Origin of the sequence: Subsaximicrobium wynnwilliamsii (assembly GCF_007997225.1) — a bacterium.
Lineage (GTDB): Bacteria > Bacteroidota > Bacteroidia > Flavobacteriales > Flavobacteriaceae > Psychroserpens > Psychroserpens wynnwilliamsii.
In genome coordinates, this window is record NZ_VORM01000006.1 from 23,650 (window position 1) to 46,939 (window position 23,290).

Genomic DNA, 23,290 nt, shown 5'->3' on the forward strand with positions numbered 1-23,290 from the left:
ATAAGATGCCCAATATTATGTTGCTCATTGCCAACGACGTCGCTGGATGAAAGGCAAAAAGCACCGAAACAAAAAAGCCGACTCGTTAAAGTCGGCTTATCCTTTTGTGCGGGCGAGAGGACTCGAACCTCCACACCTTGCGGCACTAGATCCTAAGTCTCGCGTGTCTACCAATTCCACCACGCCCGCATTTTAAAAACAACTAGACTTTTATTAGGTTAAGCACTAAAAATGATTTTACCTATTATACACAAAGTGTTTCTTTTTTTAAATTTCAGTGTCGGAACGAATTGACCAAAAATGAAATAGGTTTGGTCAATCAATGGTTTCATTTACTTCCCATAGAGCCGTCGCTGTTACACTTTCGATGTGAACCACATAAAATTTAAATGAGTAAAGACTTTTAAAAAGAGTGAGGCACGAGCCCTATTATGCTGTCTGTCTCCTTTAAATTTTAAATCTTTGGAAGAAAAGGGAGCTGCAACTGACTATTCTTTAGCGGCCTCAACCACAAAAATTATGCGGTGTATGATTTTACTATTAATAGATTTAATTTTTGAGGTTGCGTCCAAGACTAGGTAATGAAACTCTTTTCCTGTAATGAAGCTTTTCGCAAAATGAAAGGGAATGTGCTGATTGATTTCTATTGAATTCCAAGAAAACTTATTATATTTGTTCACACTTTAATTATGTTCACGAATAATGAACGTTTAAAAATAATGAACAAAATAGATTTTGGCAATGACTAATTTCGATATTTTCAATAATGCAATTCATAATTTAGAAAAAGATATCCCAATGACTTGGGACTGGAAACCTATTGTTGACGTTATAGATATGGTTATAGATGGAGAATTGAAGATGACTTTAAATAACAAGACCACCTTATATTTAGTTGAGATTAAAAAAGACGTAAAGAATCATCAATTGCAAAATATACTTCATTACAACAAAGAATTCCAAAATTTCTTATTGGTTGCCGAAAAACTATTTCCAAAAGTAAAGGAAGAACTTCGTGAGAATAACGTGAATTATATAGAAGGCAATGGGAATGTTTATATCAATCACAATGACGTATTTCTATATATAGACACCAATAAGACCATTAAAACTAAAAAAGATAAAGGTAACAGAGCATTTACCAAAACCGGACTTAAAGTCATATTTCATTTTTTATTGAATCCGCAATTAATCAATGATACACAAAGAGACATTGCAGCAATTACAAACGTGGCGTTGGGAAATATTCCATTAATTATACATGGACTACTCAAAACAAACTTTATCTTAAGATTGAATAAGAATGAATACATCATAAATGATTATGAGGCACTTCTTAATAAATGGATTACTGAATTTGAACAAACATTAAAACCTACGCTTTTCAAACAACGCTTTCGCTTTCAGAATGAAATTCAAGATTGGAGAGCCATCCAATTAAATCAAGAAAAAACAGTCTGGGGAGGCGAACCAGCTGGGGATATACTAACCAACCATTTACGCCCAGAAAAATTTATTCTATACACCAAAGAGACTGTCAAAGACTTAATGCTCAACTACAGATTAATCCCAGATGATAATGGAAATATATGGGCCTATGACCTTTTCTGGAACGGACAATTTAATGAGACTACAGCACCCAAAGAACTAGTTTATGCCGAACTAATGATTGGTAATGATAAAAGAAGCAAAGAAACCGCAAACATAATTTTGAATGAGCGCATCAAACCAAACCTATAAGGAATTAGCAATACCTTACTTCAAAGAAGTTTTTGATTGTATAGATACAGTAATGATAAAACTAAATGTGCCTTATTATTTAATTGCGCAAGTGCAGTAGCTTTAGAATTATTGAAAGGCGGCATTAAACCAAGTAGAGGAACAAAAGACATTGATTTTGCGATCATGGTATCCTCTATTCAAGAATTTGAATCCATTGTAAAGGAATTAAGCAACTATGGATTTAACAAAGTAGAAGCTCCTTGGACGCTCTACAATGACAAATTCAACATTGTAATTGATTTAATGCCATTTGGCGAAATTGAAGAAAAGTTTACAGTAAACTTTAATGAACGCTATACGGATTTGCATGTTCTAGGTTTTAGTGAAGTATTAGAAAAACCGGAAACAGTTCAAATAGAAGAAAAGTCCCTACAAATTCCATCGCTGGCAGGAATGGTCATTTTAAAACTTATTGCTTGGAGCGACAGACCAGAAGACAGAGATAACGACCTCTATGATGTTTTGAGAATTATAGAGCATTACTTCGACCTAAATTACGACAACATCTTGGAGCATCATAATGACACATTCACGGAAGTAGAAATTTTCGACCAACTAAAAATATCTGCAAGAGTTTTAGGAAGAAATTCCAGTGAATTCTTAAATGTTTCTGAAGCTATAAAAGAACGAATCCTAAACACCATAAATGATAATGTAGATGATGCAGAAAACTCCGCAATTGCAAAAGAATGGGTAAAAAATAAAGATTGGGATTTAGAGTATGCAGTGCAATTGCTTAAAGAATTTCGGGCAGGATTGATGGATAATCTAAAATAGTATAGTATTCTTCTTTCTATTTACATTTATGCCTACTGTGACACAATGTCATTACAAGCCTTGCTTTAAGTTACTTTCTATTTAATTAAGATGTCATCTTAGACCTTGTAAAACAAATTATAGATAATTTCCCAGAAGCTATTAAGCAGATAAAATCTAGAAGAAAAGGTAAAGATGCCTTCCAATTTAAAGATGAATATGATGTTCAGGACGTCTTATACGTAATGTTAAAACCAGTATTTCCTAATATGAAAGCTGAAGACCCAGTACCAAAAGTAGGTGCAACTTCCACAAAAATAGATTTAATTCTTCGCCAAGAAAAAATCTTAATTGAAGTAAAAATGATAAAAGAGAGCGACAATGATGAAAGTAAATTCATTAAACAATTGAAGGAAGACATTCAATCTTATCATGTTTGCCAATGGATGTAATATCTAGCCTGTTTTATTCATGACCCACAAGACAAAACAAAAGACAGAACTAACTTTTATGATTTAAACGGCAATCAAACAATCAAAAATAAAACATTTGATGTAGCCGTGATCGTCTTAAAATAAACATATTTGTTTTACCTACTTTATAACCCACCCATTAAAAAATCCTCACATTTCTGCAAAGGCTCCATTTTACTTGTAGCCGGAACTGGAATCAAACCAGTGCCTTCTAATTATCAGATTATCTTTTACCTTAGACAAAAATTTATAGGATGCCATTTGGTATTAATTGACATGAAATGAAAAGGAACTTTCAAAAACAGCAAAATGTTGCACCTCTGTTGCACCAAAACAAAAAAGCCGACTCGTTAAAGTCGGCTTATCCTTTTGTGCGGGCGAGAGGACTCGAACCTCCACACCTTGCGGCACTAGATCCTAAGTCTAGCGTGTCTACCAATTCCACCACGCCCGCAGACTCTTAGTGAAAACAAACTTCAAAACTAATTTTGAAGATTAGACAGCCCAAGCGCAAGTCGCTTAAGCGGATGCAAATATAAACAAGATTTATAATTTAAAACAATATCTTTTCAGAAAATTGAATAATCTCTTAAATGTAAGTTAAACCCTTTCCATATCCTTTCATAACTCACTTTGTTTCCGCGCTGTTTTGTACCTTGAGGGCTCTACAAAATATGAAACATGAAAAGTGCAAAACCCTATATTGAAGAAAATAAACAGCGTTTTATAGACGAATTGATAGATCTGTTGAAAATACCATCTATAAGTGCCGACTCTGCCTATAATGAAGATGTCAAGAACGCCGCCCAAGTTGTAAAGGAGCAATTGGAAAAAGCAGGTTGCGACAGCGTTGAAATTTGCGAAACCCCTGGGCATCCCATTGTGTATGGCGAAAAAATGATCGATCCAAAATTACCCACAATCTTGGTTTACGGGCATTATGATGTGCAACCACCAGATCCGTTGGATTTATGGAATAGCCCACCCTTTGACCCTATCATCAAAAAAACAGAACTACATCCCGAAGGCGCCATCTTTGCCCGCGGAAGCTGTGACGACAAAGGTCAAATGTACATGCACGTCAAGGCCATGGAATATATGACAAAGACCAACCAACTGCCCTGCAACGTGAAATTCATGATTGAAGGCGAAGAGGAAGTGGGTAGTGTCAACCTGGCCAACTTTGTGAAAAATAACCACGCGAAACTCAAGAACGATGTGATTCTCATTTCAGATACTGGAATGATCGCCAAAGATGTGCCTTCAATTACCACCGGTTTGCGTGGCTTGAGTTATGTGGAAGTAGAGGTTACCGGTCCCAATAGGGATTTACATTCCGGATTGTACGGCGGTGCGGTGGCAAACCCAATCAACATCATCAGCAAGATGATTGCCTCTTTGCACGATGAAAACAACCATATAAGCATTCCTGGATTTTATGATAAAGTGGAAGTGCTTACCGAAGCAGAACGCGCAGAAATGGCCAAAGCACCATTCAATCTTGAAGCCTACCAAAAATCAATAGGCATCAACTCCGTGTCTGGCGAAAAAGGCTATACCACCAACGAGCGCAACTCCATTAGACCCACCTTAGATGTCAACGGGATTTGGGGTGGCTATACTGGCGAGGGTGCAAAAACAGTTATCCCGAGCCAAGCTTTTGCGAAAATTTCCATGCGTTTGGTGCCTCATCAGGATTGGGAAGAGATTACCCAACTCTTTAAAAAACACTTTGAAAGCATCGCTCCTGCTGGTGTAACCGTAAAAGTAAGACCTCATCATGGTGGTCAAGGTTACGTCACACCTATTGATGGGATTGGCTACCAGGCAGCCTCTAAGGCCTATTTTGATAGTTTTGGTAAAACGCCAATTCCGCAACGCGGTGGCGGCAGTATCCCAATTGTGTCTTTATTTGAACAAGAGCTGCAAAGCAAAACCATTTTGATGGGCTTTGGTTTTGACAGTGACGCCATACACTCACCCAACGAACATTTCGGACTTTGGAATTATTTCAAGGGTATTGAAACCATTCCTCTGTTTTACAAGTATTTCACTGAGCTGAGCAAGTAATGATTGTCTAAAATAAAAACCATGCTTCAAGAACATCTTCGTTTTAAAAGCATGGTTTTTTTTTCTTCGGAAGGCAGGCTTACTCTTTTATGATCTTAAAGATTCCAGATTTTTCTGAAGCAACCACCTTGAGAAAATAAATGCCTTTAGGCAAGCTCTTGATGCTTAATCGGGACTTTGAATTTGATAGTGTCTCTTCTTTGACCAATTTGCCTGAAACATCATATAACTTCAGCTTGAGTGATTCAAAGTTTTCGGAATAACTTAGACGAATCTCATCATTCACAGGGTTTGGATACACACGAATGTCTTCCGTAGAAAGCGTATTGACGCCCAAATTATCAACAACGATTGGCTCACTTTGTTCCGTGCAACTGCCCAAAGAAATTTCTACTGCATAGATGCCGTTGGCTAAGGGTGTGAAACTTTGATTGGTTTCTCCCAAAATTGGTGTATTGGTTTCCACGTTGATCCATTGATAATTAGAGGCGTTTTGAGTTGCTGTCAATAAACCATTCATTGAGGTTACCCCGTTTTCAAACGCAACGAGTTCAGCTTTGGTTACCATGTAGCCCAAAACCAATTTGACCATTTCATGAAAATAAGGCAGATCCAGCGTCGCCACCCTATCGGCAGACGAATGGTAAAAAGGCGTTTGGTCATTGGTCTCCCAAGACTCACCCACTAAAAGTGCAGAATAGCCCTGATCCCAAAAACTAGAATGGTCGCTGGAATAGGTGCCTGGATTGACCTCCACGACCTTTAAATCAAAGGTATAGGTATTCAAAACCGAAATAATATCGTTTTTCATAGCTGTAGAACCAGCGATATCACGGTAGTCAATATCAAACTGATTGTCACCGGGTGTACCTACGGCATCCCCATCATAGCCCATCATGTCTATATTTAAAACCCCCAAAATAGCATCGGCATTGGCAGCAGCCTGAGCGGCATAGTACGCCGAGCCCAACAAACCAATTTCCTCTTCGTCCCAAAGTGCATATACAATGGTGTTCTCTAAACATTGGGTAGAAAGAATCCTGGCGATCTCCAAGACTGCGGCGACTCCTGTGGCATTATCATCGGCACAATAATTGGCCGTACTATCATAATGGGCGCAGACGATGTAAACAGACTCGGGATTCACAGTTCCCACTTGGGTCGCGATGATATTGCGCCCGTTGGTGTTGAAGGCCTGGTCTGTGATGCTCAGCTTTTCCATGGCCGATAAACGTTCGACTAAATAATCGGCAGCAAGCTCGTTATTTGCCTGTTGCCGGTTTAAAATCGTGACGGTATTGCCATTGACGCTACTGGATTGCTCACCTGAGAACTCATTGAGTATGGTCTCTAATTTTTCAATATTCACTTGGTCTATAAGATCCTGTATGCTTTGTGCAGATACCGTTAAGCTCCCTAAAAAAAGAAGGAGAACTAGATGTAATAAAATTTTCATTTGGAGTTTATTTTGCAATTATGCTGTCCAAATATACTGCATTTGGATAAAAATTTTTGGGTCAATGCAAATAAATCCGATTTTTTGTTCTACATTTGTAGAGTTAATTCTAAAAACGTAGAGCAATGCAATTATCAAAGACCGAAGAACAGCTCATGCAGTACCTCTGGAAAAGGGAGCGGGCTTTCATGAAAGATCTTCTGGATGCGTATCCCAATCCAAAACCTGCCACCACTACCGTTGCCACACTCTTGAAACGCATGATTGGTAAGGGTTTTGTTGCCTATAAGCTCTACGGTAAGTCACGGGAATATTACCCTTTGGTCCAAAAGAAAGACTATTTTTCTAAATACGTCAATGCCATGATCAAAACCTTCTTTAACGATAGCGCTTCTCAATTCGCTTCCTTTTTTACCAAAGAAACCGATTTGTCAAAAGAAGAACTTGAAGATTTGAAACGATTGATCGATTCTGAAATCAAAAACAAATGATCATGCTCATCTATCTCTTAAAATCCAGTGCTTGTCTCGCGGTCTTTATGCTGTTCTACAAACTTTTTTTAGAAGGCAGCAGCATACATCACTTCAAACGTTTTTATTTATTGGCCACATTGCTATTGGCTTTCGTGATCCCTAAAATCACGTTCGTGGAGCTTGTGGAGCCGATGGTTTATAACTTTGAAGGCCTTACAACTACCACTCAGGCCTCTTTTACTGAAGCGCTTCCGCAAGCGCAGTCTTCAAATTTACTTCCTATTCTTTTATGGACGCTTTATGCTGCGGGTCTTCTCGTTTTTCTTGTCAAGTTTTGTCTCAATCTTTTCAGAATATACGCTCGAGTGCGACATAATCCCACGTATAAGTCGAAAGGTTTTATTCAGGTTTTAATTGAAAACCTCATCATCCCCCATACCTTTTTCAATTATATCTTTCTCAACAAATCAAAGTTTGAGACTGATCAAATTCCGAAGGAAGTTTTATTACACGAACAAACGCACGCTAAACAGAAGCATAGCATTGACGTGGTGCTGTTAGAGCTGTTCCAAATCGTGTTTTGGTTCAACCCTTTAATTTACATCTTAAAGAATGACATCAAACTCAACCATGAGTTCTTAGCCGATGCCGCTGTGCTCAAACATGGCATCAAAACATCTACCTATCAAAGCATTTTATTGGCCTTCTCATCAAAGGCGTCTCATCAACAGTTGGCAAATGCCATTAATTATTCATCAATCAAAAAACGATTCACAGTTATGAAAACACAATCCACACCCAGAAGCATTTGGCTTAGAAGCCTATTGATTTTGCCATTGCTGGCCTTTCTCTTGTTCGGTTTTGCACAACGCGAGCAGTTGGTCAAGAAAAATGCTGATTCAACGACAAATGCCATGGACACTGTTTACGAGTCCGTGACTACTCAAAATACCCAGTTACAAAAAGGCGCAACAAAAGCCCAGCTTGCAGCATATAATAAATTAGCGAAACATTATAATGCCCGAGCCAATGATAATCGTGTCATCAAACTGAAGGATATGAAACGATTATATGATATTTACGCACTTATGGATGCGCAGCAAAAAGCAAATGCTGAACCTTATCCCAATTTCCCACCTCCACCACCGCCACCCGCTGTAGGTGAAACCAGTGTGATAAAAAAATTACCGCCACCACCGCCGATTCCCCCAAATGCCTCCGCAAAACAGAAGAGCGTTTATAAAAAAGCATTGAAGAATTACGAACAACAAGTGCAAGCTTACACTTATGCTCATAAAAATAAAGATGGAGAAAATATAACCGTAACCGTTATACCCGACGGTGATGACCTCACACCGCCTCCAATTCCAAATCAGAAAGGCGTAATTGAAGTGCCCATGAATGCACAAGCACCTCCTGAGCGTGTAACCAACAAACGTTATAAGAAGCCTATTGAAATCGTGGAAATGCCTACGGAAGATCCGTTTGATGTAAGCACGAAATTCATAAACATCGAGGGATTGTTAATCTATGCGGTAAGCATTGACGGCAAAACCAAATATTACAACGCTCAAGGCTTCGAGGTTAATGATATAGGCCAGAAAATTAGCAAAACGCAAGTCAATGCAAGTGATGTGATTCCTGGGCAATACATCACTTCAATATACAAGAACAGTAAGGTAATGGTGGTATTCAACGATAATATGCCAGGCCAAATAGAAACCATTTACGAAACACCTACACCACCAATACCTCCAAAACCGCTTTCTCCATTAGAACTCGTTAAAAGCATGGCAGAGAAGAATGCAGAATTTTACTATGAAAGCAAGTCCGTTTCTTCAGAAAAAGCAATAGAGCTGCTAAAGAAAAAGGAGGATTTGAACATTCAAGTGAAATCGATCAACAGCCAAACACCTTTGGTTTACATTACCAAAGCACCAATTGGTTCTGAATGATTGCGCTTATAGGAGCATGCTAAGAAAAGACCTTTTATTTGAAACAGAATAAAAGGTCTTTTGCGTTCCATGTAAATCGGAAGCATCCAACCTCCTGAGCTCCATTTCACTTTGCGACGCTTTTTTTGAATAGTAACCCGTTGGGGTTTTATAAATTAACGTAGTTTTAGTTCCAAATCTTTCTTATGAAAAGCACATTAAAAATTTTGATGATCGTTCTCATTGTCTTTCAGACCTTTGCACAATCGAATGAAGTTGTAAAACCTTCCGAAGCTAAACCCATTGAAACCGCAAAGTTGGAGATTAAAAAAGTACTTCAGGCTCAGGAAATTGCCTGGAACCAACATGACCTTGAAGGCTATATGGCTGGGTATTGGAAAAACGACTCGCTCAAATTCTTTGGTAGCCGCGGTCTCACTTATGGTTGGGACAGCACTTTGGCGAATTACAAAAAAAGCTACCCTAGCAAAGCAGAAACAGGGACTTTGACGTTCAGCATTCAAGACATTTCAAAAATAGAAGACGATAATTATTGGGTCATGGGTAAATACCATTTAACACGCGAAGCTGGCGATGCCAACGGCCTGTTCATGATTATCTTTAGAAAGATTGATGGCGAATGGAAAATCATTGCCGATATGTCCTGTTAGCACACAATTCCATTGACAGATTAACTCTGAGCTCAAAACACCTTTTAAACGTTCTAAGCTACTTTCTCAGCCGCTTTAAAAGAACTGTAAACCTTATTATTGCCCAAACCAATAACCGAGAGTCGTTTATTGTTGGCCAAAGCTTGGTTTTGCAATTCGGAAATGGCTTTGACACCATGACGATCAATACCCACTAAGTCCTCAATATTAAGTGTGATCGTGTTGAAGGTTTCGAATACGGCGTCGATTTCTGCCTTAAAAAAAGCAAGATTTCGCTTGTTGAGAATGCCTTTTAATTTGAAGTAATTATTGTCGTTTCTAATTTCTAGTGTCATGGCCAATGGATTTAGGGTTAATCTTTAATAGTATCAATTTTTTTACGATTGACTTTCATAAAGGTCATCAAAATTTTTGCATTACACTAAAAATTTCGACCAAGTGCAGCATTGATTAGACGTAAGCTACCAAAGGCTTAAATAGGACGATAAATAGCAGTGGGATAAGAATTTAAGTGTGCTTTTTCAAGCTTAAAAACATGTCTTTTTAAGCTTGTTATGCCGTTTCTATCTTTTACAAAATAGACCCTGTTTTTTTGGATAAAGCTCAAGGGAATTGAAGTAATGATTTTTTAATTTTGCAAGATGAAACGCTCCTATCAATATATTCTTTACGGCATCTTGGCATTGATTGGCATTTACGGCATCATGAGCGGGAAATTCCTGTTTTTATTTCTCATGATTCCTATAGGTTTTGGGTTTTTTCGAAATAAAAAGGATGATTCTCATTGAAGATTTATTCAAAAGCATCTGCTAGCTTTCTAAAGCTTGACAGGTGCTTTTGAGCGGTGTCATAAAATTATGTGATTTCAAAAAGAAAATCAATAACCTCGGGGCAAGCCCACGAGCCATGAATTGAAAGATGTTCTTCATATTTCGAGGTAAGCCTCGGGAAATGAAACCCTCTGGAGGGATTTAAAGCTTCTTGACGTATTGGGTAATGAGCACGATTTGTTGATTATCAACTTTGCCTTCAATGTACTCGGCATTATCACGATCCAAACGAATGTTTCTTACCGCAGTGCCTTGTTTGGCCACCATACTTGAGCCTTTTACTTTTAGATCTTTAACCAGCACCACGGAATCTCCATGTTCTAAAATTACGCCATTGGCATCGCGATGAATGATCTTGTTCGCTTCCTCCTCATGCTCTCCCGTTTCTCTCGCCAATGCTAAAGCCTCATCATCGAGGTACATCATGTCCAATAAATCTTTTGGCCAACCTTCATTACGTAAACGTTGCAACATGCGCCATGCCATGATTTGTACGGCCACATGCTCGCTCCACATGCTGTCGTTTAAACAACGCCAATGGTTGGGATCCATTGCTGTGTTCACTTCGATTTGATCGCGACAGGTTTTACAGACCAATAGGTCATTGGCCACATTTTCATTCAATGATGGTGGAATGGTATATTGCGATAAATTTTCTTTGGAAGCACAAAGCTCACAAGCGTTGTTGCTTCGGTCTTGAAGGGTTTGGAGAACTGACATAAGGATTGTTGATTTTGGATTGACGATTTTCGATTGTTGAACTTTCAATGTTTGAAAGCAAACCTACGGCTTTTAATCAGACCTACAAGGAGAATGCTTCTCCCGAAAAATACCGGAATCGCAATGACACCTTGCAAGACAGACAGAAAGATTTATCGGGTTTTGAAAACCTGACAAGTCTAAAAGATAACTACAATAAAGAATCCCGCATCTTTTTAGTCATGCCTTTAACCACCATGTCGTAGGAATGGTCGATAAGTTGCGAAAGAAATTTTGGGGAAATTTCACTACCTGTTAAGTCAACGGTGTTCCAATGTTTTTTGTTCATGTGGTAGCCTGGTTTTATGGCAGCATATTCCGAACGCAATTCTTCAGCATAATCGGGATCACATTTTAGATTGATGGCTTTTTGGCCTGCTTCCCATTTTTCCAGACCTATCAAGGCGAATACTTTTCCCAAAACCTTAAAAACAAGGGTATCGGCATCAAATGGAAATTCTTCCGTAGTGGCTTTTTTTGAGATGCAATAGTTTTGAAGTTGTTCGATATTCATAAAAAAACAGGTTCAAATTTAAAGTGTGAACCTGTTTAAAAATAAGACTTTTTTGCTGAAACTAAAAGACTCGAAACAAGATTCCAGAACAGAATCGATAGCAGCTAATTACAGCGCCCGAGATCACTGAATACTCCAATTTAATCACAGTCAAGCGCATTGACTTCAGCCCTGTATTGATCTAGCTCAGCATTAAATCCTTGTACATTGGCTGTTGGCACACAATCAATAGCGCCTTCTAGGGCATCTATATAATTTAGTCCCGCAGATTTAAAATTTTGACAATTAGCTGGGCTGGGATCATCAGCATAGGCTTGCGATGCTTGGGAGTAGAGATTTGCCTGAGACAAGAACAGATCTGACCAATTGCCACAATTTGTATTTATATCATCACTGTCGTCTGAACTACTGCAGCCCATTAATCCCATAAATGGTATTGACAAGCATACAGAGAACAGGGTTGCGCGGGTAAGGTTTTTTAGATTTTTCATTTGATTACATGGTTTAAATGGTTAGTACTGCAGTGATTTTCTAAAGTAGTAAGTAGCTTCCACTGGAATGGAAGGCACAACGGTATGTTTGTGCTTTTTATATCTCGATCGGTCTTCTTCTGGAGCATTTGGGAATTCATACTTGCCAATCACTTCAGTTTTTACCAGATTCCATCCGGTTTTAAAACTCAAGTCATAGACCACATTGGTTTCAACTATTAAGGGCGTACCAGTATTACTCAAATCGCCTTTCCAGTGTTCATTGGCTTTAATTGCACAGTCTTTTTCCACGTAAGCCCAGGACAGCATATAGCCTTCATCGCCGTAATACAAATCTCCAGAAGTCAATAGATTTAGGGTTACTTTTTCAGAGTTTCCAATAGTTAGAACGCCTATTTTTTGGTTGTTTTGGTAAACCAATACGTACGAGTTGAGCTTAAAGCCCGTAGCTTCGTTTGTGAATTGGTAAGAAGCTGGATCGTGAATATCGAAAAAGACATTGCTGTTTTTGAAATTACTCAGTGGTTTCAAATCTGGCACTTTGGATGTTGGGTTCAATGCAATGGTTCCATCTGCTTTTATAGTGCCAACTTTGACCGAATTCAATTTATCATTTCTTGAATCGTAGGAATAGTTGAAGACCAAATCGGCTGCTCCAAGGTTCCAATTTGTCAACTTATTATTGTGAATGCTTACTAGTGTGTTTTTCCAGTATTTATCTTCAGTTTTTATGGCTTTTGGGATAGGGCTGGTTTTTACATTAGATTTCTGTTTTTTCTCCAGCTCATTGGCCTGCTTCATCATCGCTTTCATTTCTGGAGTATTCATGATGCTATCGCGCATTCGTTCAGCTTTAACCATCATTTCTTGTTGTTCAGGGGTTTGGGCGAAGTTAGAGAAGCAAATAAGCAAGAGCAGCGTTGACAAAAATGGTCTCAATGATTTCATAGGTATCGTTTTAAAAATATTTGCCAATCCACTTTGTGTTTGGAAGTGTTGATTGTGAAGAAGTAATACTTATTTTTGTGGGTTTGTCGATTTTTTCAAATACATTTTCCTCATACATGCTTGGTATCTCAAATTCCTCGACGCTTTCAATTTTATATTCAATAAAGTTGAACCCGGCTTTTAAATTCAAATCGTAGGTATATTGGGTTTCGATGATTTCTTTTTCGGTGCTAGAAGCGTTGGATGTGCATTCACCTTGGTAACTAAAATCTGATTCCATGTAGACTACTTCAAAATAAGACCCTAGAATAGCATCTACATCACCATAGGATTCTATCCAGGGCACCATGTTTTCATCGGTAACCATAAAAAGCAAACCCGAATAAGGATTCTCCTTAGTACTTAATGAAATATACCCTCCTTTAGCTGCTTTAACGTTTTCAGCTTCTGAAAGCATATCATTACTACCAACACAATTAGAAAATAAGATAAAAGCCGTGTCTGACATGAAATTTGATTTGGCCTCTTCAGAAATAAAATCCAAGTCTTGTGCAAGATTTATATTGAGTTCTCCCGAATTTGAGAGGGTTCCGATGGGTATTGGTTGCTCCATTCCAAAGGAGAACAAGACTAAATCCGTTGCTTTTGATGGAGGATTCTCTACCGTGGCAGCGGATTGTGCCACAAGAATTTGAACGGATAGCAATATTAAAAGTAAAAGTGATTTTTTCATGATAATAAGGTTTTATGAGTTAGTGTATATTTTGTATTCGCCGTTGTTCTTGCAGGTTATGCTGTTGTTGATTTTAAAAATCACTTATTGGTTATAATCTTTAAAACGGGTCAAGTCATCCATGTTTATAGCACCCCAAAGCTCATCTACTTGCATCTGTTTGCCTTCTAATGTGATATAGAATCTATTGTCGTAGAGCAATCGCAATTCAGATTGATAATCTGCCTTGGTATCTTCATCGCGATCAGTTCCAAAGATCAATAGAGCATTGCGCTCTTTTTTTGAATATCTTATGGTATTATTAGACTCTGAAGTGACCTTGTTGAGCTGTAACATTTTCAAAGGAATGATAGCCCCATACGCATTTTTGCCGGCGGCATCTAAAATCTCCATTCTGACTTTGTTATCTCCAAAACTCCCTACAACCGTCTCACTTGAAGTAATTCTAGTCTCATTGCTCCCCTTTCCTGATGCATCTAAACTTAAATTGCCTAATTTTTCAGGAAAAGCTTTTAGTAACTGGGCATTGGTTAGTGGCGTTATCTTATTCAATTCCTTTAATAGATGGTCGTATTTTTGGTTTACATCTTCATTATTACCAATTGCTTCGTTCACCGCACCCTCCATAGTCTTGGCTTGGTTGGCGTCTTTACAAGCAATCAAAAGCATTGCAACAAGTGTTAATCTTAGCATGTTTTTCATTTTAATCTGATTTAATTTCTATTTTAATTTTGCATCTATAATTTGCTTTGCCAAGGCAATGGTTTTTTCTTTATCAAGCGTGTCGTCATTGGAAATATCAACCTCTAGCCTAAAGGAAATTCCGTTATAATACACCTCTAAATACTTCTTATTAGAATTCCAATAAGCACTTTCGCCAACACCATTGACCTTTATTAACTCTGGATGTTTTTCAGGATCAATGAAATATAAAAAAGAGTCCATATCGGCTTCGTCATCTATCCAGTTTATTTGCACACGATCAACACGCGGCAACGTAGATCCTTCTATTTCTACTTTCCTGTCATTTTCCCAGTAATAACGCAGTGTTTCGGTCATCATTCCCTTCATGGCATGCGTTTTAATTGCGTTCGAGGCGTCAAAACCAGTGATTTGCGATGCCATTTGCAATGTCAATAAATCGTTGTAATCGCCGCTAAACACAAAATTGCTGGCTGGAATGGACCTATTATTTTTTGACAGTGAATCAGTTGCCTGTCCATTGCTATTGCAGGAAAAAAGAAGAGAAACAAATAGAGATAAATACATATATTTTTTCATGAGTTTTGGTTTTAATTATTAAACTTCAATCTATCGAGCTTCACAAAATCAATATTAGATCACAGCACTGGTTGTGTTTTCGTGTAAATCTTCATAACTGCTTTTTTTCTTTATGACTTTGATGATTTGCATTCGCCATTTTTCAGCAGTACTACCCATTAACCTCTGGGCAAGCCACCAAGGTATGAATTGAGAGATGTTCTTTGTATTTCGAGGCAAGCCTCGGGAATAAAACCCTCTGGAGGGATTTAAAAAACAGAGCCCTAAAGTTAGATTTGACACATTTAAACCAATCGAAGCGTAATCTTGATTTTGTTCTAAAACAACTTGAAGATAGGTGCCCATAAAGAGCAGGAACACATCTTGCTGAAAAACCGCCAGACACCCATAAAAAAACAAGACACTTAATATAATAATGGCTGGTACAAGGCCATCTTTTCTGCCGGGTTCTAAAACAGCTTGTTTTGGGTTGTTGGGATTATAAAACACATCTACAATTTGATTTTGTGCATATTTCTTTTCAAACATACTAGCGCTTTGGTTTTGGGTAGCATTGAAGTTTGTGTAACATAATTTTCGACTTTTATAAGTGTTTCTGTTAACGTTGTATTCATAGAGCAAACTGCTTTTTTTCCCAAAATCGGAAACCGCTTTGATAGTGCCACTTACTTTCATCCATTGCTTTGAGGCGTTAGTTAAATACAAATTGCGAACGGACTTTATTAAAAAAGGCGTTGAAACCAATAAAGCTATTAGTCCCGAAATTTGAATTTGTGTTAAGCTTGAAAGCATTGCTCAGTATTCTCTTATGTGAAATTTATCCATTTCATTAGGCAAATCAGTAGTCAATTTTGGCTCATCATGCACAGGCCGTTAAACGTCTCAAAACAACTATTAAAATTAGTGGCTTCATGATGTTGCGTTTATAAATTCTTAAACCATTCCAAATACATAGTCCCTAGAATTGGCACTGGTTTTTCTTGGCCATTGATGGCATTTACCAAGCCCATGATCCACATGAACAGCAGCACAAAAATGCCAAGGATATTAATTAGCCATCCTAATATGGGAATCAATCCAATAATTCCTAATGCCAATCCGGTTAAGGCTAAACCCAACGATTGTTTAATGTGATAGCTCGCAAAACTGTTTTTCTTATCGCTATTCATCACAAAGGCAATAATTAATCCTATAACAGTGATATAGGCTATAATGGCGATGTTCTTGCCTTCGCTTTCAGATGTTACTGTGTTTTTTTCAATTGATTCCATCGTGTTTTATTTTAATAGTTATCTAATTTTTTTAAATCTTCTTCTTTTATATAAGACCATAGTTTATCTGGCTGTTCAGTTCCTTCCAAAACGATACTAAAGCGTTGCCTATATATAAACAGAATTTCATTGCGGTTTTCCTCTGGCTGTAAAAAAGCAATGGTTTTATAACCATCACGTTCTTTATAAATATATTCTGTATCTCCTTCCCCTTTATTCTGGTATTTATAGGATATTTCAAAATCTTTAATTACTGAAGAACCTTTCTTATTACCATCTTCTAAATTGTACACGATGTTATTTTTTATATTATCGCCTTTCAAATAAAATGCACTCGTAATTGTGCGAGATAGCACTGTAGCTTCAGAAACCTCTATAAGTTTATACTCTCCAAGTTCTTTAGGAAAAAAATCACTAAACTGTTGTTGGGTTTTAGAGGTGTCCATGTCGTTATTTTGAGACGTATCCTCTCTTTCTAAAGTAGCAACAATATTATTATCTTCCTTCTTATTGGATTGACAAGAAGCGATTAACACAAAAACAGTTACTATTTTTAAATAGGTTTTCATAGTTATGGTTTTTAATTTTTAATGAATTTGATGGTTTGGGTTTTGCCATTTTGCAAAATGGATTCCAACACGTAAATTCTAGACTTTAATTACTCCATGAATCTGCATTTTTCTTCCAAAAAAACCCAGATATTCTTACAGTCTCACCGTTAGTATCTGTAACTCCAGCAGTAACCTCTCCTATAATATCATAACTATCAGTTTCAATTATCTTAATCTTTCCGTAAGCATTTACGCTCTCATCAAAACCATCCCCTCTAATCCATAATTCTGGGCGTAATGGTATTTCGGTCGAATTTTGAAGGTATAATCTAGCCCCGTCTAACTCTAGTTCTAGGCCAATAATTGAATCTTTTGGGGTGCCTTTAGGAATATTGATCCGTACTACAAATCCTCTTTCTGAACTGCCACCCATTACCTGCTTCCAATAATTATCCCCTAATAATTGACCTTTGCCCCAACCAAATACAGCATCTCCATTTATATATTCTTTTGATTCATCAGGATAGGTTAATACCAAATTATTGCCTTGATCAGATTGAGGTTGAAAACTGGTTTGGTCGATATTTGGTTCATTGTCTTTATCGCAGGCCACTATACTTAACAATAGAATTACAATTACTCCTACTTTTATTGTAGTTTTTAATTGTTTTGAAATGTGTTTTAAGTTTTTCATAATTATTTATTTAAGATTATTATTTGATTCGTTCTTCAACAATCAGATTTGCCAATTCAATGGTTTTCTCTTTATTCAGATCAGCATCAAAAGAAACAATGACTGGAAGCATAAATGAAACCCCATTATAATACATCTGCAAATTTTGATTTTTGGAATTCCAATACGCACTTTCCCCAACATCATTTACTTTTGACAATTCTGGATGTTTATCAAGACCTATGAAAAACAAAAAAGACTCCATATCTGCTTCGCTGTCCACCCACATTAATTTGGCAAAATCTACACGTGAATGGGTCTTTCTTTTGCGATTTGAAGCAGATTTTTCTATGACTATTTCCCTGCCATTTTCCCAATAGTACATTAGGCTTTCACTAAGCATGCCTTGCATAGGGTGCATTTTGATTGCTTTTGAGGCCTCAAAACCTGTGACTCTTGATGGCAATTCCAATGTCAGCAGATTGTTGTAATCCTCGCTGTACACAACACCAACTTCAGCATTGGGTTGGTTGTTTTTTACGTCTTGCGAGATGGAGTTCATTGTATTATTTTTAGATTGTTTAGTTGCTTCAAGTCTTTTATCGCGTGCTTCGATTTGTTTCAGCATGTCTTTAAGCGTTATACATTCTGCAATACTATCTTGTGTTGTGGGTGGTTTATCTGTTGGTTTTTGTGTGGGATATTGGGCAAAATTGAAAGACCCAGAAACTATCAGAAGAATCGCTAATAAGTGTTTAAATGGTTTCATATTTTCTATTTATTTAATTTTTTCATCGTGAAATTTTATGACTTTTTATTATCTGTAGTTAAAAGCAAACCATCATAAAAGTTTATTTGGTAAATGGTTTTTTTATAAATTCTTAAACCATTCCAAATACATAGTCCCTAGAATTGGCACTGGTTTTTCTTGGCCATTGATGGCATTTACCAAGCCCATGATCCATATGAACAGCAGCACAAAAATGCCAATGAGGTTGATGATCCATCCTAGAATCGGGATCATTCCTATAATACCTAAGGCCAATCCTGTTAAAGCCAATCCAAGAGATTGCTTTATGTGGTAAGACGCAAAATCGCTTTTCTTGTCACTATTCATCACAAAAGCAATGATTAGCCCAATAATAGTGATGTAGGCTATGATTGCGGTGTTTTTTCCTTCGTTTGTTGTTACTGTGTTGTTTTTAATGGAGTCCATAGGTTTTGGTATTAATAGTTATCTAATTTTTTTAAATCTTCTTCTTTTATATAAGACCATAGTTTATCTGGCTGTTCAGTTCCTTCCAAAACGATACTAAAGCGTTGCCTATATATAAACAGAATTTCATTGCGGTTTTCCTCTGGCTGTAAAAAAGCAATGGTTTTATAACCATCACGTTCTTTATAAATATATTCTGTATCTCCTTCCCCTTTATTCTGGTATTTATAGGATATTTCAAAATCTTTAAGTACTGAAGAACCTTTCTTATTACCATCTTCTAAATTGTACACAATGTTATTTTTTATATTATCGCCTTTCAAATAAAATGCACTCGTAATTGTGCGAGATAGCACTGTAGCTTCAGAAACCTCTATAAGTTTATACTCTCCAAGTTCTTTAGGAAAAAAATCACTAAACTGTTGTTGGGTTTTAGAGGTGTCCATGTCGTTATTTTGAGACGTATCCTCTCTTTCTAAAGTAGCAACAATATTAATATCTTCCTTCTTATTGGATTGACAGGAAGCGATTAACACAAAAACAGTTACTATTTTTAAATAGGTTTTCATAGTTATGGTTTTTAATTTTTAATGAATTTGATGGTTTGGGTTTTGCCATTTTGCAAAATGGACTCCAACACATAAATTCCAGACTTTAATTGGGACACATCCAGTTGGTGTTCCTCTTGGAAATTTAAGTTTGATTGCAGTTTCTGGCCTAACAGATTATAAACATTCACTTTAAAGAAGGCTTTTTGCTTTGTTGTTATCGTTACAAAACGATCCACAGGATTGGGCCATAATTTTATGGCTTTGCCTTCATTTCTAAATGCCTCTACGTTAAGGGTAACTTGCACATATTTATTTTGGGTCAAATTGGTTATTATTGGTGGGTTCTGATCAAAATAAATGGCTGCTCTATTTTCCATAATGTCATTCAACTCAACATCTTCTTTGGCTTTAATAATGTATTTGAGATAGCCCTGGCTCGCTACTTCGTCATTTGCGGTATAATCCAAATAGATATCATTGAAACTAAAAATCACTATATTTTGCTCATTTGATTTAAGCGTTTCAATGGTTAATGGATGTGAACTTTCTAACATCGTCAACGAGTACCTGTCAAACTTTTGGTCCAAAGAATCCACCACAATGACGTCTTTTGCTGAAAAATTGCCCTCATTTTGAAATCGGATGGTATAGGTCAACCATTTTTCGTTTAAAGGAATTTCGTTCAAAGCATCTGGCACTCCTGGATTGACGAGTTTATCATTGGGATCATAAGATGATCTAATAGGTGTGTCATAGGGTCCATCAGCATAGACATCCTTTCTTGGCCGGTATGGTGGCTCTCCATAAATCTCTTCTGGTGTACTAAAGGGGCCTGACAATTCGGGAAATCCCTGACCGTCAACTGGATTTCTTGGGATGAGCTCCACAACGTTCATTTCTGGCACCCCATCTCCATAATCCTCACTTGAGGTCTTGGCAACACCATAAGAGATTACTGTACCATTGGAGGAAGGTGTGAACAACTGCGTTTCTACCTCGAGAATATAAGTGTCCAAAGGACTGATCACTGGCAAGGTAAACGACACTTTTGTGGTATCGGTTAGCGTTGTGATGGTTGGCGTCAAACTTAATATGGTTGAGGTGTAACTATCAGGGTTCACATTGGTGTTCCACTTATGGCTTCTTGGCTCAATGGTGAGCTTATGAATGATATGAAATGGCTGCACTGGCTGTAAACGTGAAACCTTTACGTTTTCAACTGCTGGCAGGGAGTTATTGGAGCCCGCAGTTTTGTTGAAAAACACATAGTCCATGGTTACATTATTAAAGGTTTTTGAAAAAGAGATATTCCCAATGGCGGTGGTAAATGTGTTTTCAAAATTAGAGCGTGTAAAACCCCAAGCCCCTTGTTTTGAGGATGATTTCACCAACAGGGATTCGATGTCTTTTGGTTGCAATTTTATGTCATTCACATTTGTGTCGGCATCCAAATTAGCGACATTTAGGATATGTTGACGTTCTGGAGCCACCACGTAAGGGCTCAAAACAGGAAGTATAATCTCATAAGTGCCAAGCCCTTCAAAATAGGGAAAGTAATAACTGCCATCAGGTTTTGTATATAATTCAAAGATGGCCCCAGAACTTGTTTTTAAAGTCAACTTCTGGTTTGGATAACCTTCATTGGCATCAAATTGATTGTTTTCGTTGACGTCCACATATACACTTCCAGTAATACCAAAAGTGATCCCTTCATTTAAAAATTGTGCAACTGTATTATCGGTTGTTATCTTAAACCATTTTATTGAAGCATGCGACCAAAATGCGCCATTGGCATCAATAGCTAATGTTGTAGGACCATAAAATGCATTATAAGGTACCAAACCTGAAGTCCCAGACACTTGAATGGTCGAAAAAATTGGTGTTGGAGCCTCTGGGTTTTCTATACCAATTAATTTTCCGCTTGTGGATAGCAAGTAAATTTTTCCATTGAGATCTGAAATGCCAGTAGCCACATTAAATAAGTCGGCATACATACTGCTTCCAATGGCAGATAAACCAGTACCATCAAATAAGAAGATGCCACTACTACAAATAACCGCAACGTTACCATTTGGTAATGGGATCATTTGCTTGATATTTCCTAAATATGTGGAGTTTATATAGGATGTTGTGGTTTGTGTATTAGTGTCAAATTTTCTTAACTCCAGTTCATTACCACCTAAACGTTTAGCAAAAAAAGCATTTCCGTAAATATCAGGCGTAAAATCATACCATGTATTATACGTGGTGTCATCTAAATTAAATGTTTGTATCAACTGATTGTGCTTAAAGACGAAAATTTTTCTGGTAGTGTTACTAAACACCCAAATCTGGTCTTTGTATTTGTGAAATTGCGTAATGGCATTCGTGCCTATACTAGGCAAATCTGCCACATAAGGCATGTAAATTTTTTGCATTCTAGTATATGGACTGCCTCCATTTATTATTGGGTTTCCATCATAATCCAAAGTAAAGGATTCTGAATTTCCTAAACTATACTGTTTCTTAAACTCGTCTGTATTAGAAATATGGCTCATAATTCCTCCATCATTGTCATTAAACCACCACACTCCATTGGCATCTGGATAGGCGAAATAGTACCTGTTCAACATTTTATTTGAAAGGTTGTTGGGCTCATCATCGCTTACACCACTCCAAACACCATTATCATTGATGATTGCTTCATAATTAACATCTTGAGAGGACGAGCTATTGTTTGTAACCATGATGTAAATCTTGTTATTAAACTTGTTCACTTCTAATGGTGAATAGGTCATATTAAATCCTAAATCTCGTATATCGTCCAGAGATCTGACAGTCCAAGTAGGATTGTTTTCTGTTGGCTCCAATTCAGCAAAACCAGATAAATTATTAGCTGTTGCCCAAACCGTTCCATTATTATCAATGTCCAAATTATTAAAAGAGTAGTTGGTGGTTGTGTTTCTTGCCAGTTGAAAAGTGGTAATCACTTCATTGCTCATATTTAATTTATAGATGGCTCCATCATTATTATTTTGATTTGCCAACCAAAGATTTCCTGCTGTATCTTCCGCAATATCTTTCACATTCGAAATAAAAGCTGATGCATCTGTGACATAAGATGCTTCGAGTGCTATGCTTGTTTTATTCAGTTTGTATAAACCCGTTGTAGTACCAAAATAAAGAGCGTCATTGGCGAAAATTAGTTTGCTAGAACTGTTTTCCCCTGTAACTTCTACGGGAAGATTTCCTAAAAAACTCAAGGTATTACTTTCAAATTTATAGACTTTGAAGCCCGAATTTCCACCAGATTGTACCATAATGTAAGTCACATCACCTTCCTCATCATAAGCAAAGGAATGTGTGAAATTACCATTGCTACCTCCCGTCGATGTGGCATAGGATACTGTGCTGTATGTTTTTGTGTTTAGATCCAGATAATGCAAGCCCCAATTACTGCCATGATAAAAAAACATATACCCTTGATTATTGACGATAACCTCCCTCATTTGGGGCGAATTGCCGTAGGGATTTGTTCTTGGTGCTGTAAATTCCGGAATATTATCCCAAGAGCCATCGGTTTTCCGAATGGAAACTCCCGCTTCTGTTACAAATACTTCATCCGTATTATAATAATTAGGTGCCATTTGACTAATCCCTCTATAATTTAAGCCATAACTCGTTTCTACAACACCCAAATTATTCTGGCTATCACAAAAGGATAATTTGCCTTGGGCTTCAGGAATGGTATTACCACATTGGTTGGGATAATAGGTCACTTTTGTACCTACTAGATAAGTTTCTACTTTTTGCACTTGGGCTTCTATTGCTTGAAAACCAAAGAAAAGTAAGAGGATGAGATATAATTTTGTTTTCAT

General features: G+C 37.3%; 25 protein-coding genes and 2 tRNA genes. 8 read left to right on the forward strand and 19 right to left on the reverse strand.

The window, feature by feature from the left end; translation table 11 throughout:
- Positions 1 to 107: 107 nt before the first annotated feature.
- Positions 108 to 189: transfer RNA gene (locus tag ESY88_RS07375), tRNA-Leu, on the reverse strand.
- Between the two features lie 552 nt (positions 190 to 741).
- Here ESY88_RS07375 and ESY88_RS07380 point away from each other — a divergent pair.
- From ESY88_RS07380 to ESY88_RS20940, 3 genes are all read left to right on the forward strand, one after another.
- Entirely contained in the window at positions 742 to 1,740 is a 999-nt protein-coding gene (locus tag ESY88_RS07380; RefSeq protein ID WP_147086231.1) for a type IV toxin-antitoxin system AbiEi family antitoxin, read from the forward strand.
- Positions 1,741 to 1,776: 36 nt separating this feature from the next.
- The gene (locus ESY88_RS07385; protein WP_147086230.1) at positions 1,777 to 2,559 is read left to right on the forward strand and encodes a nucleotidyl transferase AbiEii/AbiGii toxin family protein; all 783 of its coding nucleotides are present in this window, start codon (positions 1,777 to 1,779) and stop codon (positions 2,557 to 2,559) included.
- 116 nt (positions 2,560 to 2,675) lie between these two features.
- Positions 2,676 to 2,990: a PD-(D/E)XK nuclease domain-containing protein gene (locus ESY88_RS20940; protein WP_262713093.1), complete on the forward strand. Its 315-nt coding sequence runs from the start codon at positions 2,676 to 2,678 to the stop codon at positions 2,988 to 2,990.
- 393 nt (positions 2,991 to 3,383) lie between these two features.
- On the opposite strand, the gene ESY88_RS07395 is transcribed toward ESY88_RS20940, so the two are convergent.
- Positions 3,384 to 3,465 (reverse strand) — tRNA-Leu (locus ESY88_RS07395).
- A gap of 227 nt (positions 3,466 to 3,692) precedes the next feature.
- On the opposite strand from ESY88_RS07395, the gene ESY88_RS07400 reads away from it, so the two are divergent.
- Entirely contained in the window at positions 3,693 to 5,081 is a 1,389-nt protein-coding gene (locus ESY88_RS07400; protein WP_147086228.1) for a dipeptidase, read from the forward strand.
- Between the two features lie 79 nt (positions 5,082 to 5,160).
- On the opposite strand, the gene ESY88_RS07405 is transcribed toward ESY88_RS07400, so the two are convergent.
- Positions 5,161 to 6,537 carry a M28 family peptidase gene (locus tag ESY88_RS07405; protein WP_147086227.1) on the reverse strand — a complete coding sequence of 459 codons (1,377 nt, stop codon included), beginning with the start codon at positions 6,535 to 6,537 and terminating at the stop codon, positions 5,161 to 5,163.
- A gap of 125 nt (positions 6,538 to 6,662) precedes the next feature.
- Here ESY88_RS07405 and ESY88_RS07410 point away from each other — a divergent pair, with 125 nt between their 5' ends.
- The 3 genes from ESY88_RS07410 to ESY88_RS07420 all read left to right on the forward strand — a co-directional run bounded on the left by ESY88_RS07410 (position 6,663) and on the right by ESY88_RS07420 (position 9,615).
- Entirely contained in the window at positions 6,663 to 7,028 is a 366-nt protein-coding gene (locus ESY88_RS07410) for a BlaI/MecI/CopY family transcriptional regulator (protein WP_147086226.1), read from the forward strand.
- Between the two features lie 2 nt (positions 7,029 to 7,030).
- Complete coding sequence (locus tag ESY88_RS07415; protein WP_189702548.1) at positions 7,031 to 8,965, forward strand: M56 family metallopeptidase; 1,935 nt, start codon at positions 7,031 to 7,033, stop codon at positions 8,963 to 8,965.
- Positions 8,966 to 9,150: 185 nt separating this feature from the next.
- Positions 9,151 to 9,615, forward strand: a complete 465-nt coding sequence (locus ESY88_RS07420) for a YybH family protein (protein WP_147086224.1) — start codon at positions 9,151 to 9,153, stop codon at positions 9,613 to 9,615.
- A gap of 53 nt (positions 9,616 to 9,668) precedes the next feature.
- Here ESY88_RS07420 and ESY88_RS07425 read toward each other — a convergent pair whose 3' ends face one another.
- The gene (locus ESY88_RS07425; RefSeq protein WP_147086223.1) at positions 9,669 to 9,950 is read right to left on the reverse strand and encodes a hypothetical protein; all 282 of its coding nucleotides are present in this window, start codon (positions 9,948 to 9,950) and stop codon (positions 9,669 to 9,671) included.
- Positions 9,951 to 10,256: 306 nt separating this feature from the next.
- Here ESY88_RS07425 and ESY88_RS20945 point away from each other — a divergent pair, with 306 nt between their 5' ends.
- Entirely contained in the window at positions 10,257 to 10,403 is a 147-nt protein-coding gene (locus ESY88_RS20945) for a hypothetical protein (protein ID WP_189702549.1), read from the forward strand.
- Positions 10,404 to 10,586: 183 nt separating this feature from the next.
- On the opposite strand, the gene ESY88_RS07430 is transcribed toward ESY88_RS20945, so the two are convergent.
- The 15 genes from ESY88_RS07430 to ESY88_RS07500 all read right to left on the reverse strand — a co-directional run bounded on the left by ESY88_RS07430 (position 10,587) and on the right by ESY88_RS07500 (position 23,290).
- Positions 10,587 to 11,165 (reverse strand): PhnA domain-containing protein, encoded by a 579-nt coding sequence (locus tag ESY88_RS07430; RefSeq protein WP_147086222.1) that lies wholly within the window; start codon positions 11,163 to 11,165, stop codon positions 10,587 to 10,589.
- A 190-nt stretch (positions 11,166 to 11,355) separates the two neighbouring features.
- Positions 11,356 to 11,718 (reverse strand): MmcQ/YjbR family DNA-binding protein, encoded by a 363-nt coding sequence (locus tag ESY88_RS07435; protein WP_147086221.1) that lies wholly within the window; start codon positions 11,716 to 11,718, stop codon positions 11,356 to 11,358.
- 140 nt (positions 11,719 to 11,858) lie between these two features.
- Positions 11,859 to 12,209, reverse strand: coding sequence for a hypothetical protein (locus ESY88_RS07440; protein WP_147086220.1), 351 nt, complete (start codon positions 12,207 to 12,209; stop codon positions 11,859 to 11,861).
- A gap of 21 nt (positions 12,210 to 12,230) precedes the next feature.
- On the reverse strand, positions 12,231 to 13,157 hold the full coding sequence (locus ESY88_RS07445; RefSeq protein ID WP_147086219.1) for a hypothetical protein: 927 nt from the start codon (positions 13,155 to 13,157) through the stop codon (positions 12,231 to 12,233).
- 10 nt (positions 13,158 to 13,167) lie between these two features.
- Entirely contained in the window at positions 13,168 to 13,890 is a 723-nt protein-coding gene (locus tag ESY88_RS07450; protein ID WP_147086218.1) for a hypothetical protein, read from the reverse strand.
- 84 nt (positions 13,891 to 13,974) lie between these two features.
- Positions 13,975 to 14,592, reverse strand: coding sequence for a hypothetical protein (locus ESY88_RS07455; protein ID WP_147086217.1), 618 nt, complete (start codon positions 14,590 to 14,592; stop codon positions 13,975 to 13,977).
- An 18-nt stretch (positions 14,593 to 14,610) separates the two neighbouring features.
- Entirely contained in the window at positions 14,611 to 15,171 is a 561-nt protein-coding gene (locus ESY88_RS07460) for a hypothetical protein (protein ID WP_147086216.1), read from the reverse strand.
- A 54-nt stretch (positions 15,172 to 15,225) separates the two neighbouring features.
- Positions 15,226 to 15,876: a DUF3592 domain-containing protein gene (locus ESY88_RS07465; RefSeq protein ID WP_449457885.1), complete on the reverse strand. Its 651-nt coding sequence runs from the start codon at positions 15,874 to 15,876 to the stop codon at positions 15,226 to 15,228.
- 218 nt (positions 15,877 to 16,094) lie between these two features.
- Positions 16,095 to 16,442, reverse strand: a complete 348-nt coding sequence (locus ESY88_RS07470) for a DUF4870 domain-containing protein (RefSeq protein WP_147086214.1) — start codon at positions 16,440 to 16,442, stop codon at positions 16,095 to 16,097.
- 11 nt (positions 16,443 to 16,453) lie between these two features.
- Positions 16,454 to 17,011 carry a hypothetical protein gene (locus ESY88_RS07475; RefSeq protein ID WP_147086213.1) on the reverse strand — a complete coding sequence of 186 codons (558 nt, stop codon included), beginning with the start codon at positions 17,009 to 17,011 and terminating at the stop codon, positions 16,454 to 16,456.
- Between the two features lie 85 nt (positions 17,012 to 17,096).
- Positions 17,097 to 17,687 carry a hypothetical protein gene (locus ESY88_RS07480; RefSeq protein WP_147086212.1) on the reverse strand — a complete coding sequence of 197 codons (591 nt, stop codon included), beginning with the start codon at positions 17,685 to 17,687 and terminating at the stop codon, positions 17,097 to 17,099.
- A 19-nt stretch (positions 17,688 to 17,706) separates the two neighbouring features.
- A complete protein-coding gene (locus tag ESY88_RS07485; protein ID WP_147086211.1) occupies positions 17,707 to 18,435 on the reverse strand; it encodes a hypothetical protein in 729 nt (242 codons plus the stop codon).
- Between the two features lie 102 nt (positions 18,436 to 18,537).
- Entirely contained in the window at positions 18,538 to 18,882 is a 345-nt protein-coding gene (locus tag ESY88_RS07490; protein ID WP_147086210.1) for a DUF4870 domain-containing protein, read from the reverse strand.
- A gap of 11 nt (positions 18,883 to 18,893) precedes the next feature.
- Entirely contained in the window at positions 18,894 to 19,451 is a 558-nt protein-coding gene (locus ESY88_RS07495; protein ID WP_147086209.1) for a hypothetical protein, read from the reverse strand.
- A gap of 11 nt (positions 19,452 to 19,462) precedes the next feature.
- Positions 19,463 to 23,290, reverse strand: coding sequence for a DUF7619 domain-containing protein (locus tag ESY88_RS07500; RefSeq protein ID WP_189702550.1), 3,828 nt, complete (start codon positions 23,288 to 23,290; stop codon positions 19,463 to 19,465).

Bases quoted from the DNA above. Each gene is read 5' to 3' on its own strand.
- ESY88_RS07380 (WP_147086231.1), top strand. From the start codon at position 742: ATGACTAATTTCGATATTTTCAATAATGCAATTCATAATTTAGAAAAA.
- ESY88_RS07400 (WP_147086228.1), top strand. From the start codon at position 3,693: ATGAAAAGTGCAAAACCCTATATTGAAGAAAATAAACAGCGTTTTATA.
- ESY88_RS07405 (WP_147086227.1), bottom strand. From the start codon at position 6,537: ATGAAAATTTTATTACATCTAGTTCTCCTTCTTTTTTTAGGGAGCTTA.
- ESY88_RS07410 (WP_147086226.1), top strand. From the start codon at position 6,663: ATGCAATTATCAAAGACCGAAGAACAGCTCATGCAGTACCTCTGGAAA.
- ESY88_RS07415 (WP_189702548.1), top strand. From the start codon at position 7,031: ATGCTCATCTATCTCTTAAAATCCAGTGCTTGTCTCGCGGTCTTTATG.
- ESY88_RS07420 (WP_147086224.1), top strand. From the start codon at position 9,151: ATGAAAAGCACATTAAAAATTTTGATGATCGTTCTCATTGTCTTTCAG.
- ESY88_RS07425 (WP_147086223.1), bottom strand. From the start codon at position 9,950: ATGACACTAGAAATTAGAAACGACAATAATTACTTCAAATTAAAAGGC.
- ESY88_RS20945 (WP_189702549.1), top strand. From the start codon at position 10,257: ATGAAACGCTCCTATCAATATATTCTTTACGGCATCTTGGCATTGATT.
- ESY88_RS07430 (WP_147086222.1), bottom strand. From the start codon at position 11,165: ATGTCAGTTCTCCAAACCCTTCAAGACCGAAGCAACAACGCTTGTGAG.
- ESY88_RS07435 (WP_147086221.1), bottom strand. From the start codon at position 11,718: ATGAATATCGAACAACTTCAAAACTATTGCATCTCAAAAAAAGCCACT.
- ESY88_RS07440 (WP_147086220.1), bottom strand. From the start codon at position 12,209: ATGAAAAATCTAAAAAACCTTACCCGCGCAACCCTGTTCTCTGTATGC.
- ESY88_RS07445 (WP_147086219.1), bottom strand. From the start codon at position 13,157: ATGAAATCATTGAGACCATTTTTGTCAACGCTGCTCTTGCTTATTTGC.
- ESY88_RS07450 (WP_147086218.1), bottom strand. From the start codon at position 13,890: ATGAAAAAATCACTTTTACTTTTAATATTGCTATCCGTTCAAATTCTT.
- ESY88_RS07455 (WP_147086217.1), bottom strand. From the start codon at position 14,592: ATGAAAAACATGCTAAGATTAACACTTGTTGCAATGCTTTTGATTGCT.
- ESY88_RS07460 (WP_147086216.1), bottom strand. From the start codon at position 15,171: ATGAAAAAATATATGTATTTATCTCTATTTGTTTCTCTTCTTTTTTCC.
- ESY88_RS07470 (WP_147086214.1), bottom strand. From the start codon at position 16,442: ATGGAATCAATTGAAAAAAACACAGTAACATCTGAAAGCGAAGGCAAG.
- ESY88_RS07475 (WP_147086213.1), bottom strand. From the start codon at position 17,011: ATGAAAACCTATTTAAAAATAGTAACTGTTTTTGTGTTAATCGCTTCT.
- ESY88_RS07480 (WP_147086212.1), bottom strand. From the start codon at position 17,687: ATGAAAAACTTAAAACACATTTCAAAACAATTAAAAACTACAATAAAA.
- ESY88_RS07485 (WP_147086211.1), bottom strand. From the start codon at position 18,435: ATGAAACCATTTAAACACTTATTAGCGATTCTTCTGATAGTTTCTGGG.
- ESY88_RS07490 (WP_147086210.1), bottom strand. From the start codon at position 18,882: ATGGACTCCATTAAAAACAACACAGTAACAACAAACGAAGGAAAAAAC.
- ESY88_RS07495 (WP_147086209.1), bottom strand. From the start codon at position 19,451: ATGAAAACCTATTTAAAAATAGTAACTGTTTTTGTGTTAATCGCTTCC.
- ESY88_RS07500 (WP_189702550.1), bottom strand. From the start codon at position 23,290: ATGAAAACAAAATTATATCTCATCCTCTTACTTTTCTTTGGTTTTCAA.